The organism is Micromonospora sp. NPDC049257, assembly GCF_040678915.1.
In the GTDB taxonomy this organism is placed as follows: Bacteria; Actinomycetota; Actinomycetes; order Mycobacteriales; family Micromonosporaceae; genus Micromonospora; species Micromonospora antibiotica.
In genome coordinates this window covers 38,279-53,244 of record NZ_JBFAQU010000009.1, presented here as the reverse complement: position 1 = coordinate 53,244, position 14,966 = coordinate 38,279, and the positions used below count along the sequence as shown (strand labels likewise).

Here is a 14,966-nt window from a genome sequence, read left to right as displayed (position 1 = left end):
CCTCCGTCCGCACCGGGGGAGCCCTTCCCCGGCCGGTGCCTACAACGGCGGCGACCGGCGATCTGTTCAGCACGGGTTCCCGCCATCCGTGGGGGTTGGTCGAATCGCAATCGACCGGACATCGGGGGCGCGAGCAGGACGCCGTAGCCTGGGCGGGCCACGACGACGCTGGGAGGTAGCGCTGTCCCGCCCGCTTGCGGTGACCGGACGCCACCGGGTCCGGTGGCCCCGCCCACTGCCCGCAGTGCTGCTGTGCTGGCTCGGCCTCCTGGCCTCCACGATGGTCCCGGCGGTGCCGGCGGCGGCCGTGCCCGCACCCACCACCGCCCCGCCGGACCTGCCCGGTGGGGCCGTCGCACCTAACGGCTTCGTGAAGTACGTGGTGGTCGGCGCGGCGCAGGGGAGGGTCGAACACCTCTGGGAGGTCGCGCTGCGGGTCCTCGGCGACGCGGAGCGTTACCTGGAGATCTTCGCGCTGAACAAGGGGCGCGTCCAGCCGGACGGCGTGCCGGTCACCGATCCGGCGGTGCTGCGGCGGGGCTGGCTGCTGGTGGTGCCGTGGGACGCGGTCGGTGCCGAGGTCAGCTACGGTCCGTTGCCGGTGTTCACCCCGGCCAGCCCGACGGCGTCGCGCCGCCCCCGACCGACCGTACCGCCGGCCAGCGAGGTGGTCTGCACGGTGGCCCCGGGCCGGCGGATCGGCGGGGTGCCCTGGGCGCAGTTGCGGCTGACCCCGGAGGTGGCCTGGACCCGGGGTCGGGGGGCGAACGTCACGGTCGCCGTCCTCGACTCCGGGGTGGACGGTGCCCTGCCGGCCCTCGACGGCCGGGTGCGGCCCGGGGCGGACGCCACCGTGGACCCCACCGACGGTTCCCGGGGAGACCGGGACTGCACGGGCCACGGCACCGCGATGGCCGGCATCGTCGCCGCCAGCCGGCAGCGGGGCACCGACTTCGTCGGCCTCGCCCCGGAGGCGACCATCGTGCCGGTCCGGATCGGCCGGTCCGCCGGGACGGCCGACTCGGCCAGCCTGGTGACCGCACTGCGGGTGGCGACGGCGGCAGGTGCGGGGGTGGCCCTGATCGGCGCGTCGGTGGACACCACCGACAAGCGGGTGGTGGCGGCGCTGCGCACGGCGGTCGCCCGGGGTACCACCGTGGTGGTGGCGGCCCGGGCGGCGACGGCCCCCGCGGGCACCACCCTGCCGGAGGGGGTGCTGCGGGTCGGCGCGGTGGGCCCGGACGACCGGTTGGCCGAGGTCTACCGGTCGGGCGAGGTCGACGTGGTGGCACCGGGGGTGGACGTGGTGAGCCTCGGCATCGGTTCGGGGGAGGTGCAGGGCACGGGTACGGACTACGCCGTCGCCTTCGTCGCCGGTCTGGTGGCCCTGGTCCGGGCCAGCGAGCCCCGGCTGGATGCCGTCGCGGCGGCGGCCCGGGTCAGGGCCACGGCCGACGGGGCCTCGACGGCGGCGGGCCGACCCGACCCGTGGTACGGCTGGGGCATGATCAATCCGGCGGCGGCGGTGAACGCGACACTGGCCGGCCCCGCCACCACCGTGGAACGCAGGAGCCCTGCCGGTGCGATCGCCGTGCTGGCAACGATCCTCACGCTCGCCACCCTCACCGTCGGCCTGCGTCGGCGCCGCCGCCACTGACCCCGGGATCAGGCTCGACGTATGCGGTCTGGATCACGCGGTGTCCCCGACGGGTGAGCACCATCGCCCGCCCCGGCGGCAGGTGCCGACCCTTCACCCCGCCCAGCAGCGGCCCCTCCGTGGGTGGGCAGGACAGCGCCAGGTCCGGGCTGCTGGCCTCCTGGAGCCGCCGCAGCAACGGGTCCATCGACATCCGCATCAGGTTCGCGGTGCCCCGGACGACCACCACGTGCAACCCGATGTCGACGCCGTGCGGGACGTACGGGATCAGTGGTTGCAGGGGGTTGTCCTGCCCGGCGAGCATCTCGAAGTCGTCGACCAGGACGAACAGCCGGGGCCCGGTCCACCAGTCGCGGCGGCGCAGCTGCTCGGGGCTGACGTCCTTACCCGGCAGCCGGCCCTTGAGCCCCACCACCGCGTCGGCGACGGTCTCCCGGGTGGAGTCCGTCGAGACCGAGTAGCCGAGGCGGTACTCGGCCGGGACCGAGTCGAACAGTTGCCGCCGGTAGTCGACGATCAGGATCCGGGCCTCGGCCGGGCTGAACCTGCCGACGATCAGGCGGGCCAGGTGCCGCAGCAGGTTGGTCTTGCCGCTCTGGCTGTCACCGAGCCCGGTCAGGTGCGGCAGCTCTGAGAAGTCGTGCCAGTACGGCTTCAGGTCGGCCTCGTCCAAGCCGAGCGGCACCCACAGGTCACCCTCGGCCGGCGGCAGCTCGGCGGCGGGCAGCACCGCCGGCAGGGTCCGCACCGGCGTCGCCACCGGCCCGGACCAGAACTCGGCGACCGTACCGGCGAGTTCCCGTGCCCCGTCGGCCGTGCTGTCCGGGTCCGGGTTGCCGTCGATGCGCGGCAGGGCCCCCAGGAAGTGCAGCTTCTCCGGGGTGAGGCCGTGCCCCGGTGCACGCGGCACGGTCGCCGCCAGCCGCAGGTCGATGGCGGAGTCCACGGCGTCGCCGAGGCGCAGCTCCAGCTTGATGCCGAGCTGGTCACGCATGCTGTGGTGCACCTCCGACCAGCGGGCCGCGCTGACGATCAGGTGGACGCCGAAGTTGAGCCCCCGGGCGGCGATCTGCCGCAGCGCCACCTCCAACGCCTCGAACTCCTGCCGCAACGTGAACCAGCCGTCGACCACCAGGAACACGTCGCCGTACGGGTCGTCGGCGACCCGGCCGTCGGCCCGCAGCTGCCGGTAGGTCTGGATGCTGTCGATGCCCTGCTCGGTGAAGCGCCGCTCCCGCTGGTTGATCAGGCCGGTGACCTCGGCGACGGTCCGGCCGACCCGGTCGGTGTCGAGCCGACCCGCGACACTGCCCACGTGCGGCAGCCCGGCGACGGTGCCCAGCGTGCCGCCGCCGAAGTCCAGGCAGTAGAACTGCACCTCGGTGGGGCGGTGGGTGAGCGCCAGCGCGCAGATCAGCGTACGGATCAGGGTGCTCTTGCCGCTGCGGGTGCCGCCCGCGACCCCGATGTGCCCACCCACCCCGGACAGGTCCACGGTGAGCAGGTCACGCAGCTGCTCGTAGGGCTTGTCGATGAAGCCGAGCGGGACCACCAGCCGGCCGTTGCCGGGCCAGTCCGTGGCGACCAGCCCGAGGTCGGGATCGGGGGCCAGGGCCGGCAGCAGACTGTCCAGGGTGGGGGAGTCGGCCAGCGGCGGCAACCAGACCTGGTGGGCCGGCGGCCCGGAGTCGACCAGCTGGTCGGTGACGATCGCGAAGACACTGCGCGCGGCGGGCGCGTCGGGCACGGGCGGCCCGTCCGGGTCGGTCGGCGGATCGGCAGGAGCCGGCGGGGTCGGGTTCTCCGCCGGTACGAGGTCCAGCCGGTAGGGCACCACCTGCCGCTGGACCACGTCCTGGCGGACCCGGGCCCGGCGGGGGCGGTACTCCCCGGAGACGTACGCGGCCTTGAACCGGAGCAGGGTCGACACGTCCATCCGCAGGTAGCCGTTGCCCGGGGCGGCCGGCAACTCGTAGGCGTCGGGCACCCCGATCACCGAGCGGGACTCCATCGCGGAGAAGGTCCGCAACCCGATCCGGTACGACAGGTGCGACTCCAACTGCCCGATCCGGCCGTCGTCGACGCGCTGGCTGGCCAGCAGCAGGTGCACGGCCAGCGACCGGCCGAGCCGGCCGATCATGACGAACAGGTCGATGAAGTCCCGGTGCGCGGCGAGCAGCTCGGAGAACTCGTCGACGACCACGAAGAGGGTGGGCAGCGGGTCGAGCGGGGCACCACCGGCGCGCGCCTTCTCGTAGTCCAGCACCGAGCTGAAGCCACCGGCGGCCCGCAGCAGCTCCTGTCGGCGTACCAGCTCGCCGTGCAGGGCGTCGCGCATCCGCCCGACCAGTGCCGCCTCGTCGGCCAGGTTGGTGATCACCGCGGAGGTGTGCGGCAGTCGGTCCAGGCCGAGGAAGGTGGCGCCGCCCTTGAAGTCGACCAGGACCAGGTTGAGCGTCTCCGAGGAGTGCGTCACGGCCAGCGCCAGCACCAGCGTACGCAGCAGCTCGCTCTTGCCCGAGCCGGTCGCGCCGATCAGCATGCCGTGCGGACCCATGCCACCCCGGGCGGACTCCTTGATGTCCAGCTCGACCGGGGTGCCGGTGGCGTCGACCCCGATCGGCACCCGCAGCCGCTCGTCGGGGCCGCGCCGCTCGCGTAGCGCGGCCAGCTCCAACCGTTCCAGGTCGGGGATACGCAGCAACGTGCCGAGGTCGAAGTCGGCCTTCATCGGCTCGGGGGCCAGCTCGGTGGCGACGGCCAGCCGGTAGGGCGACAGCAGCCGGGCCACCGACCGGGCCGACGCCGGACCGAGCAGGTCGGGGGCGGCGAGCACCTGCCGGGTCTCCTGGCCCACCCGGTCGCGCCCGAGCATGGTCAGCGTGCCGTCGGCGACCTCCAGGTTGATGATGCCCTTCCCGGTCGCCACCGGCGGGTCGTCGAGGTCGACGAAGACCGCGTTGCGGTAGCCGCCGGTGGTCAGCCGGTGACCGGTTGGCACCCGGCCGCCGTCGCGGATCACCACCACGTACGGCTCGTCCCGGTCGGGGGTGGCGCCCGCCTCGTAGCGGGGGCGGCCGGTGAACTCGGCGCCGAGCAGCCGTTCGAGGCGTTCGATGCCGTCGGCGGCCAGCCGGAGCCCACCGGCGGCGTCCTGCTCGGCGGGGTGCTGGGCGTGCGGCAGCCACTTGACCCACTCCCACGCCGCCGACCCGTCCGGGTCGACGCAGAGCGCCACCCGCACCTCCTCGGGCGCGTGCAGTGCGGCGAGCTGGGTGAGCAGGGCCCGCAGCAACGCCCGCGCCGCCGCCCGGTCCCCGGTCACCCGGATCTCGGCGAAGCCCGGCAGGAACAACGCCACCGGCTGGTCGGGCAGGGTGCTGTAGGCCCGGATGAACCGGCGCAGCGCCTTCGCGGCGACCGGTTCGAGATCCTCCACCGGTTTGGTCTGCATCGGCGCGATCCGGACCGCCAACCGTTGCTCACCGGTGCCGACCCGGATCTCCAGGAAGTCCGGGTGGGTGGGGCGGCGCTCCCAGCGGCGGGTGGTCATCGCCAGCGACCACAACGACGCCGGGTCGGGGTGCCGCCACAGGCTGGAGTCGCGCTGGTCCTGGGCGAACCGGCGGGCCCGGCGGCGGTGCTGGGCGAGGTAACGCAGGTAGTCGCGGCGGTCACCGCCGTGGCGTTGTTTGCGTTCCCCGCTGCTGGCGATGACCGAGCCGATCATCACCCCGCCCATGGCCACCGCCATCATGCCGGCCATCACCCAGGTCAACGGGCCCCGCGACGGGCCCATGAACATCAGCATCATCACGCCGGTCATCAGCGCCATCGGCAGCACCATCATCGCCTGCCGGGCACCGTTCTGCTGCGGCTCGCTCAGCTCCGGCGGCTCCTGGAGGGTCAACTCGCCGGTGGGCATCTCCGGCCCGCTGCGTCGCGCCGGCCGCCGGAACAGCACCGTACCCATGGTCGTCTCCCTCCACCCGGGGCCGTCGGCCCCCCTCCACAACGGAGCGCGGGCCGTTGCGGGTCGATCCGGTTTCCCGGGGCGACGGCGAAAAGAAAATTCCGCAGAGCCGTTGAACGATCTCCGGGCGGCTGTCGTTGAAGGGGCCGTGACGGGCACCGAGACCGAGCAGATGTGCCGGCTGGTCGTACGCGGACCGAGCCGGCAGATCGAGGTGGCCGTGCCGGTCGGGGTGGTCGTCGCCGACCTGTTGCCGGCGCTGCTGCACCACCTCGGCGACGGGTTGGCCGACACGGGGTTGAGCCACGGCGGGTGGGTCCTGCAACGTGCCGGCTCACCCCCGCTGGACGAGGAGAGCACCGTCACCGCGCTCGACCTGCGCGACGGTGACCTGGTCCACCTGCGTCCGCGCGCCGACCAGTTGCCCGAGGTCGACTTCGACGACCTCGTCGACGGGATGGCGACGGGGGTGCGGGACCGGCCCGGCCGGTGGCGTCCCGAGCTGATCCGCCCGGTGGTGCTGGCGCTGGCCGGTCTGCTGCTCGGCGTCGGCCTGGTGGCCCTGCTCATGCCGGGACCGGTGCTGCTGCGGGCGGTGGCGGCGCTGGCGGTGGCGACGGTGGCGCTGGGTGGCGGTGCCGCGGTGGTCCGGGCCGGCGGGGAGCGCGGGTTCGGCGTGTTGCTGGCCGTCGCCGCCACCGGCTACGCCGGTCTGGCCGGGCTGGTGCTGCCCGGTGACGGCGCGGCCGTCGGGCCGGGGCTGACCGGGCCGCAGGTGCTGGGCGGGACCGCGACCGGGGCGGCGGTGGCGGTGCTCGCCGCCGTACTGCTCGGCGCGGCCACCCCGGTCTTCGTCGCCGGGTCCACCGCGCTGCTGCTGGGCGTGCTCGGCGGGGCCGTCGCCACGGTGGGTGGGCGCACCGGGCCGCAGGCGGGCGCGGTGGTGGCGGTGGCCGCGACCGCGCTGGTGCTGATGGTGCCCCTGTTCGCGTTCCGCCTCGCCGGGCTGCGCCTCGCCCCGTTGCCGACCCGACCCGAACACCTCCAGGAGGACATCGACCCGGAACCGGCCGGCCCTCTGATGGACCGGGCGCGGGCCGTCGACCGGTTGATGACCGCCCTGTACGCCGGGCTGGCGGCGGCCACCGCCGTGGCGCTGCTGTCGGTGGCGTACCGGGCGGGCTGGGCGGAGACGACCCTGGTGCTGCTGGTCGCGCTGGTCTGGTCGCTCAACGCCCGACCGATGACCAGCGCCTGGCACCGACTGACCCAGGCGGTGCCCGCGCTGGTCGGACCCACCGCGGTCGCCGTGCAGGCCCTGGCCGGTGCGGGACCGCTGGGGCGGGTGGTGGCGCTCGGGGTGCTGCCGGTCGCCGTACCGGCGCTGCTGCTGGCCGGTCGGAGCCTCACCGGGCGGCGGCTGACGCCGTACTGGGGGCGGGTCGGGGACCTGACCCTGACCGCGGCGGCGGTGGCCCTGCTGCCGATCGGCCTCGCCGTCCTGCACGTGTACGACTACTTCCGGGCGATCGGGGGCTGACGTCGTGCAGTCCCGACGTGACCAGGTGCAGGCGCAGTCGCACCTGCTGGGCCGGCTCACCGCCGCACTGGTGGCCGGCGAACCGGACGGCCTGGAGACGCCGCACCGGCGTACCACCGTCGGGCTGCTCGCCGGGGTCCTGGTCGCCGCACTGGTGATGGGCGGCTTCACCCTGTACGGCTTCTTCTCCCCCGGTGGGGCCACCGCCTGGCGCAAGGCCGGATCGCTGGTGGTGGAGAAGGAGACCGGCTCGCGCTACCTCTACCTGGGCGGGCGGCTGCGCCCGGTGCTCAACTACGCCTCGGCCCGGCTGCTGCTCGGTGAGGAACTCGCCGTCGTCACCGTGTCGGCGAAGTCGCTGCGCGGGGTGGCGCACGGGCAGCCGCTGGGCATCGTCGGCGCTCCCGACGTGCTGCCGGCCGGTGGCCTGGCCGGGGTCGGGTGGACCGCGTGCGCGCCCAGCGCCACGGATCTGGCCGGCACCGAGACGACGGCGTTGACCCTGTCCGTCGCCCCGGCGGCCGATGGGACCCCGTTGGCCGCCGACCGGGCGGTGCTGGTCCGGCCCGCCGGTGACCCGACCGCCGGCTATCTGATCTGGAACGGTCACCGGTTCCGGCTCACCGCGCCGTGGCTGCCGGCGGTGCTGGGCCACGACGGGCCGCCGGTCACCGTACCGGCGGCCTGGTTGGACCTGATTCCCGCCGGGGTGGACCTGGGGCCGGTCGCGGTGCCGGGGCGCGGGGAGGCCGGGCCGGAGGTGGACGGGCAACCGACCCGGATCGGTCAGCTGTTCACCGCCCGACCGGCCGACGGAGCGGAACGGCACTACCTGCTGCGCCGCGACGGGCTGGCCCGGCTGACCCCCCTGGCGTACGCGCTGCTGGCCGCCGACCCGGCGACCGTCGCCGGGTACGGCGGCCGTGCGGTGGTCCCGACCGTGCTGAGTCCGGCGGCACTGGCCCGGCTGCCCCTCGCGGCCCGACCACCCGTGGCCGAGGAACTGCCGGCGGTGGCGCCGGCGGCGGCCTCCCGGGCCGCCGGCCTGGCCTGGTGCCTGCGGTTCGGTGCCGACGGTCGCCCCCGGGTCGTGGCGGCCCGGCCGGTGCCGGCGACCGGCATCGTCCGAGGCGGCGTCGGGGTGACCCGGACGGCGCACACCGCCGACGCGGTGGCGGTCACGCCGGGACGGGGTGGGCTGGTGGTCACCGGTCGCGCCGGACAGCCCGGCACCGGCTACCACCTGGTGACCGACGCCGGGGTGAAGTACCCCCTCGCCGGTGCGGCGGTGGCGGAGCGGCTGGGTTACGCCCCCGCGACCGCGACCGTGGTGTCACCGGACCTGATCGATCTGCTGCCGACCGGACCCGCCCTCGACCCCGCCCGGGTCGTCGGGTGAGACCGGCCGGTCAGCGGAACCGGCGACGCGGAACCGCCGCGGCCGCCCCAACCGGAAGGAGCGCCGATGCCACTCGGCAATGAGGTAGACGAGCAGACTATCCGCAGCACCATCTCGGCGATGAACCAGACCGACGCCCAGTGCGACGCGGCGCAGCGCGCCGTCGACAACACGTCCAGCTTCCTGGACACCCAGTGGCGTGGGGAGGCCAAGACCGCCTTCACCACCTCCATCCAGCAGTGGCTGGAAGGGCTGAGCAAGGTCAAGCAGGGGCTGCTCGACCTGAACACCGCGATGACCTCGCACTACCAGACCAGCGCGCAGGTGGAGCAGGACAACGCCCTCTCCGCGAGCTGGACCTGACCACCGACCGACCCCTCACAAAGGACGACCCATGCCGTCGTACGGACTCAACCCCAACGGTCTGCTGGACAGCTCGGCCGAGTTGCAGGGCGTGACCAACAGCATCCAGAACTCGATCGACGAACTCAACACCGTCGTCCAGACGTACGTCAGCGCCAACTCCGGCGACACCCGGGAGGCGTTCACCGCGGCGCAGGCGAAGTGGAACGCCGGGATCGAGGAGATGCGCCGCGCGCTCGCCGACGCCTCGTCCCGGCTGGACCAGATCCACGACAACTACCGGCTGGGCGACGCGCGGGGTGCCGCGCTGTTCCAGGGCAACGTCTGACCTTCGGTGTGGCGGGCGGTACCGGGCCGCCCGCCCCCCACCTCACGGAACGGAGCACCAGATGCCGATCGTCATCGACGAGCCCTACATCACCCAGCTCGTCGCGAAGCTGAACAGCCTGCGGGACGCGGTCGACACCGCCACCTCCGGGCAGGGCCAGTACGTCTCACAGACGCTTCGTGACCTGGTCGTCTCGGCCGGCACGAACAACTTCGAGCCGGGCAAGACCATCCGCGACCAGCTCAACAAGACCGGCGACACGCTGCTGGCCCGGATGACCACGCACCGGACCACGATGAACAGCCTCGCCGTGGGGCTGACCGAGCTGCTGGCGAACTCGGAGTACATCGAGTCGCTCAACTCGATCACTGCCGAGCGCTTCCTGGAGTTCCTGCCCGGCACCGGCACCGGCACCGGCACCGGCACCCCGCCCAACCCCACCCCGAACCCGACGGCGTGATCCGGTGACCGCGCCGTACCAGGACATGTCCCAGTGGACCTGGGAATCGATGCTCCAGAACGTGTTGGGGGAGGGCCGGGACGGTCCCGACGGCACCGGTGGCACCATGCTGGACCGTAGGTTGGTGGCCGGCCCGGACGTGCGGTGGCTGCGTCTCGTCGACCACCTGGACGACGTGACCGAGTCGTCACAGCCACCCAGCGACGGCGACGTGACCAACCGGATCGACTCGCTCGACGGCAACGAGTTCTTCCTCTACCGGATCAGCTCGGTCGGCTCGGTGCGCGACGGGAAACCCCACTACACCACCCGGACCCAGTTCATCCAGGTGAAGATCGTCTTCAGCGACTCGCAGACCGAGGGGGCGCCCTCCCCGCGCGGCGCCTTCGAGACCTTCTACAAGTCGAGCGAGGGGGCGTTGCAGCGGCTGACCAGCGGCACCAACCCCGTGTTCAGCTGGAAGAGCTTCGCCGACGCCGCCAAGATGCTGCACGACGTGGAGAACAGCCTGATCAGCACCGAGCGGGAGCTGAAGACCATCCTGGACCGGGTCGGCGACGACGCCTCCGGGTTCCAGGGCAACGCCTCCGGCGTGTTCATCGGGGCGGTGGCGAACATGCGTCGGGACGTCCACCGGCTCGCCGTCGACATGAATGCGAACAGCGCCGACCGGGCCTGGTCCGATCAGGTCGACGACGTGGTCGACGACATGACGACCTTCCGTAACAAGATCGCCAGCTCGTTCCGGGAATTCAGCGACCACACGTTCCAGTGGTTCAACGGCTACAACCCGACCACGCTGATCGACTCGTTGAAGAAGATCGTCACCGAGGTCAGGACGGGCAACTTCAGCCAGGTCACGGTCACCCTGCCGGACGCGTACGGCAACGGCACGGTGAACAGCGGCACCTTCAACCTGATGACCGAGGCCGGCTGGCAGAGCGTCGACAACATGATCAAGGGTGCCTGGCTCGGCCAGTTGCGGGAGCTGGACGCCACGATGCGTACCGAGCTGGCGCGGTTGACCACCCGGCTGCGGTCCGTCACCCACCTGGTGAGCGTCATCTCGCCCCCACCGACCACCACCGGCACCACCCCGCCGCCGGGCGGCACCCCCGACCTCAACGGTCCGGATCTGAACGGCGGTGGTGGCCCCGACATCGGCGGTGGCGGTGACCTGGGTATGGGCGGTGGTGGTGACCTGGGCGGTGGCGGTGACCTGGGTATGGGCGGTGGCGGTGACCTGGGTATGGGCGGTGGTGGTGACCTGGGCGGTGGCGGTGACCTGGGTATGGGCGGTGGCGGTGACCTGGGCATGGGTGGTGGCGGTGACCTGGGCGTGGGCGGTGGCGGTGGTGATCTGGGCGTGGGCGGTGGGGGTGACCTCGGCGGGGGGTCCGGCCTCGGTCTCGGTGGCGATCTGGGCCTGGGTGGTGGGTCGGGCGTCGGGAGCGGGACGGGTGGCCTGGGACTCGGTGGCGGCGACCTCGGTGCCGGTGGGTCGGCCGGCGGGCTCGGCGGCACCGACTGGGACGACCTGCTCGGCGGTGGCACGGGCTCCGGCTCGGCCGGTGGCGGCAGCGGTGGTGGGCTCGGTGGTGGGCTCGGCGGCCCCGGCCTGGGCGGCGGTGTCGTCGTTCCCGGCCTGCCCCCCGTGCTGGGTGGGCCGGGCAGCCTGGGTTCCTCCGGCGGTTCGGGTGGCGTGGGCGGGGTCAGGGGCGGCGGGGCGGGTGGCCTCGGCGACGACACCACCAATCCGTCGGCGCAGTTCCCGACCGACGTGGACGGCGTGGACGTCGGCAACCTGGGCGGCGGCTCACCGGCGGGCGAGTCCTCGACCAGCGGGGTGGCCCTCGGCAGCGAACTGGCCGCGTTGCTCGGCGAACCGGCCGGCGTCGGGCCCGGCGGCAGCGGGGCACGGGGCGTCGACTCCGCCGGCTCGGCGGCCGGCGGGTTGCCGATGATGCCGCCGATGGGCGGCATGGGTGGCATGGGTGGGGGCGGTCAACAGGGGGAGAAGGACCGTGAGCGCAAGACCTGGCTGGAAGAGGAAGAGGACGTCTGGGGCACCGACCCGGAGTGCGGGATGGCCGTCATCGGCCGGTCCGGACAGTCCGAGGAGCCGACCGTCACGGTGCCGGCTGCGCCGCGCCGACCCGGTCAGTCGCCCGGCCCCACCCGTACGACGGGACGTCGCCGTGGCTGACCGGCGACCCGGGCGGGTCGCGCGGTGACCGCCCCGAACCCGCAGTACGCCGGCTGGACCTGGGAACGGATGCTCCAGGACGTCCTCAACGAGGGTCGCGACGGCACCGACCAGGGCAGCGGCACGCTGATCGACCGCGACCTGGTCGCCGGCCACGGGGTCTCCTGGGTCCGGTTCGTCGAACGACGGACCCAGGAGCTGGACCGGGGCACCCGCCCCACGGTCGACCCGGGCGACCGGGAGCTGATGGGTTACCGCCGGGTCGGACCCGGGGTGGACGACCCGCAGCGGGACCTCTGGGAGATCGTGCGGGGCCACGTCACCTTCTGGGAGGGGACCGGCGGCCCGCCACCGGCCACCGCGTTCGACAGCTTCTACCGGGCGAGCGTCAACGCCCTCACCCGGTTGTACGCCGGCACCAACGGCTGGTTCAGCGAACGCAGCTTCACCGACGCCGGCAACCTGCTGTGGCGGGTCGAGCAGACGCTGCTCACCACCGCCGCCGAGCTGCGGGTGCTGCGCGACGGGATCAGCGGGGCCGGTTCCGGGTTCGAGGGCTCGGCCTCGGCGGTCTTCGTGGCGGCCCTGAACACCCTGCACGCCGACATCGACCGGCTCACCCGGGACATGAACGCCACCAACGAGGCCAACGCCTGGTCGGACCGGGTCTTCCGGCAGTCCAACGACCTGCTGATGTTCCGCGAGCGGATCAACGACGCCTGGCGGGAGTTCAGCGACCACACCCACGAGTGGTTCAACACGTACCACCCGACCGCGCTGTTCAGCACGGTCCGCAGCATCCTCGCGCAGGTCGACCAGGGCAGCCTGAACGCGGTCGGAGTCACCATCCCGGACACCTACGGCACCGGGCCGGTCAGCGGCACCTTCGACCTGACCACCGCGGCCGGCTGGACCGCTCTCGACGTGCTGCTGCGCACCGCCTGGCTACGCCAGCTCGTCCGGCTCGACCTGGCGATGCGCGACGCGTTGGCGCAGCTCGTCACCGCGTTGCGGGAGACCAGCGGGATCGTCAACCGGTTCGCGGGCCCGCCCGGCGGCGGTGACCAACCGCCCCCACCACCGGGCACCTCGGACGGCCCCACCGGCGGTCCACCTCCCAACGAGGTGCACTCCACCACCCAGTTCGGCGGCACCGGATTCGACGGGACCGGCGGCGGTGGTGCCGGATTCGACGGGGCCGGTGGCGGCGTACCGGACCTGTCGTCCTCGTTCTCGTCCTTGGGAGCCGGCGGGACGGGCGCCGCTCTGGGCGGCGGCCCGACAGCCATCGGTGCGATCGGCGCGTCGGGCGGGGGCGGGTTTGGCGGGGCGGGTCTGTCGGCGCTCGGTGCGGCGAGCCTGGCCGGCGGCTCCGCAGACCTCAGCGTCCTCGGCACCTCCGGTGTGGCCGGCGACGGCGTCGGCGCGGTCGGTGCCCTGGGGCGTACCGGCGTGGGCGGCTGGGGCGGCGGTGCGCTGGCCGGGGTTGGTGGTCTGGCCGGCGGCGTCGGTCCGGTGATCGGCGGACGGGCCGGCGGTGGCGCTCCGGACGGCGACCGCCGCTCCGGCGGCGCGCTGGGCGACTGGGCCGGCGGCGTCGACATCGGTGACCTGGCGGACGGGCCGGTCGCCCCGCCGTCGCGGGCGGCCGTCGGCGGCTCCGCCGTCGGCCGGGAACTCGCCGCCCTGCTCGCCGGCCCGCTCGGCGGTGCCGGCGGCGCGGGGCTGCCTGCGGGCACCGGGTTGCCCGCAGGCACGGGGCTGCCCGGCGGTGCCGGGTCGTCCGGTGCGGCCGGTGGCCCGGGGTTGTCGGGCACGGCGGGCAGCGGATCCCCGGCACCAGGACAGCTCGGCAGCCGGCCGTTCGGGCCGCCCGTCGTGCCGTCGATCGGCGCACCTGGTGGTCGGGACAGCGACGCGGGCGCCCGCCGCACCACCCGGTTGACCGAGGACGAGCAGGCATGGGGAGCCGACCCGACGTGTACGGCGGCCGTGGTGGGCCGGACCGATCCGCCGAGGCGGCAGCCGGTGGCGACGCCGGTGCAGGCGGAGCAGACCCCCGCCACCGGCCCGGTGGTGCACGGCCGGGAACAGGCGCGCGGCCGGGGTTGACCGCCGTCGGCACGCACGACGGGTCGACCGTCGTGGTGCCCCGCAGCAGACGAACCGCAGAGACAACCGGAGGTGAGGACAGATGTCGAGTCCGTTGTCCAACCAGGTCGAGCAGGCGCTCGCCGAACTCGAACGGCAGAAGGCCGCGATCGACGAGATCCAGGGTGGCCTGCACACCGTCTACAGCACGGTCACCGCGAAGAACCGGGCGGTGGCGGTGACCGTCGACAGTCGGGGAGCGGTCACGGCGATCAAGTTTCCGACCTCGGCGTACCGGACGATGGCCGGTCCGGAGTTGGGGGAGTTGCTGGTCGACACGATCGAGGCGGCCCGGGGCGAGGCGATGGCCCGTACCGTCGCCGCGTTCGAGTCGCTGCTCCCCGCCGGCCTGCCCATGATGGACCTGCTGACCGGCGGGGTCGACCCGGAACACGGCCCGCTGCCGATGGACCAACTGCTCAACGAGATGTTCCGGACGGCCGGGCCGGCCGACGACCCGACGCCGACGCCCCCGGCCGGAGCCCACTGATGCCCCCGGCCGTGGGGCCGATCGGTGCGGACACCGGCCGGCTGACCAACCCGAACTTCGACCCGTTCACCGAGGAACTGGACCGGGTGCAGCGGGCGCTGCGGCGCAGCGACACCGACCATCCCGGACTCGTCGGGGAACCGTACGCGGACATCGACGAGATCGTGGCGAACCTGCCGAAGGCGTCGGTCGGCGCGGACCTCATCCGGCTGCTGGGTGCGGTGCCCCAGGGCTACCAGGAGGACCTGCGGGAACTGGGCCGACTCCTGGCGAGCATGGAGGCGACCAACGCCGACATCTCCGGCGGGGTCAACAGCGGGCGGCACACCTAACGGCCGACAGCACTGCCCGCCCCGGCGGGCAGTGCTCCGGCGCACGGGCCTTCAGTGCTCCGGCAGC

Annotated in this window: 11 protein-coding genes; 10 read left to right on the top strand and 1 reads right to left on the bottom strand. The window is 73.8% G+C overall.

The genetic code is table 11. The features are described 5' to 3' along the window. Positions 1 to 244: 244 nt before the first annotated feature. Complete coding sequence (locus AB0K25_RS15995) at positions 245 to 1,657, top strand: S8 family serine peptidase (protein WP_363820776.1); 1,413 nt, start codon at positions 245 to 247, stop codon at positions 1,655 to 1,657. On the opposite strand, the gene eccCa is transcribed toward AB0K25_RS15995, so the two are convergent. Continuing rightward, on the bottom strand, positions 1,623 to 5,630 hold the full coding sequence (gene eccCa, locus AB0K25_RS15990) for a type VII secretion protein EccCa (protein ID WP_219463192.1): 4,008 nt from the start codon (positions 5,628 to 5,630) through the stop codon (positions 1,623 to 1,625). The genes AB0K25_RS15995 and eccCa overlap by 35 nt on opposite strands. A 148-nt stretch (positions 5,631 to 5,778) precedes the next feature. On the opposite strand from eccCa, the gene eccD reads away from it, so the two are divergent. From eccD to AB0K25_RS15945, 9 genes are all read left to right on the top strand, one after another. Beyond that, a complete protein-coding gene (gene eccD, locus AB0K25_RS15985) occupies positions 5,779 to 7,170 on the top strand; it encodes a type VII secretion integral membrane protein EccD (protein ID WP_357534104.1) in 1,392 nt (463 codons plus the stop codon). Positions 7,171 to 7,174: 4 nt separating this feature from the next. Then, positions 7,175 to 8,569, top strand: a complete 1,395-nt coding sequence (eccB, locus tag AB0K25_RS15980; RefSeq protein WP_219463187.1) for a type VII secretion protein EccB — start codon at positions 7,175 to 7,177, stop codon at positions 8,567 to 8,569. Positions 8,570 to 8,635: 66 nt separating this feature from the next. Continuing rightward, on the top strand, positions 8,636 to 8,932 hold the full coding sequence (locus AB0K25_RS15975; RefSeq protein WP_204923310.1) for a WXG100 family type VII secretion target: 297 nt from the start codon (positions 8,636 to 8,638) through the stop codon (positions 8,930 to 8,932). A gap of 31 nt (positions 8,933 to 8,963) precedes the next feature. Then, on the top strand, positions 8,964 to 9,260 hold the full coding sequence (locus tag AB0K25_RS15970; RefSeq protein WP_208567484.1) for a WXG100 family type VII secretion target: 297 nt from the start codon (positions 8,964 to 8,966) through the stop codon (positions 9,258 to 9,260). A gap of 61 nt (positions 9,261 to 9,321) precedes the next feature. Then, positions 9,322 to 9,720 (top strand): hypothetical protein, encoded by a 399-nt coding sequence (locus AB0K25_RS15965; RefSeq protein ID WP_357534106.1) that lies wholly within the window; start codon positions 9,322 to 9,324, stop codon positions 9,718 to 9,720. Between the two features lie 4 nt (positions 9,721 to 9,724). Further along, positions 9,725 to 11,926, top strand: coding sequence for a hypothetical protein (locus tag AB0K25_RS15960; RefSeq protein WP_363820771.1), 2,202 nt, complete (start codon positions 9,725 to 9,727; stop codon positions 11,924 to 11,926). Positions 11,927 to 11,950: 24 nt separating this feature from the next. Beyond that, the gene (locus AB0K25_RS15955) at positions 11,951 to 14,038 is read left to right on the top strand and encodes a hypothetical protein (protein ID WP_363820768.1); all 2,088 of its coding nucleotides are present in this window, start codon (positions 11,951 to 11,953) and stop codon (positions 14,036 to 14,038) included. Positions 14,039 to 14,120: 82 nt separating this feature from the next. Further along, positions 14,121 to 14,567 carry a YbaB/EbfC family nucleoid-associated protein gene (locus AB0K25_RS15950; RefSeq protein WP_219463178.1) on the top strand — a complete coding sequence of 149 codons (447 nt, stop codon included), beginning with the start codon at positions 14,121 to 14,123 and terminating at the stop codon, positions 14,565 to 14,567. Continuing rightward, positions 14,567 to 14,899, top strand: coding sequence for a hypothetical protein (locus tag AB0K25_RS15945; protein WP_357534114.1), 333 nt, complete (start codon positions 14,567 to 14,569; stop codon positions 14,897 to 14,899). Before AB0K25_RS15950 ends, AB0K25_RS15945 begins: the two co-directional genes overlap by 1 nt. The last annotated feature ends 67 nt before the right edge of the window (positions 14,900 to 14,966 follow it).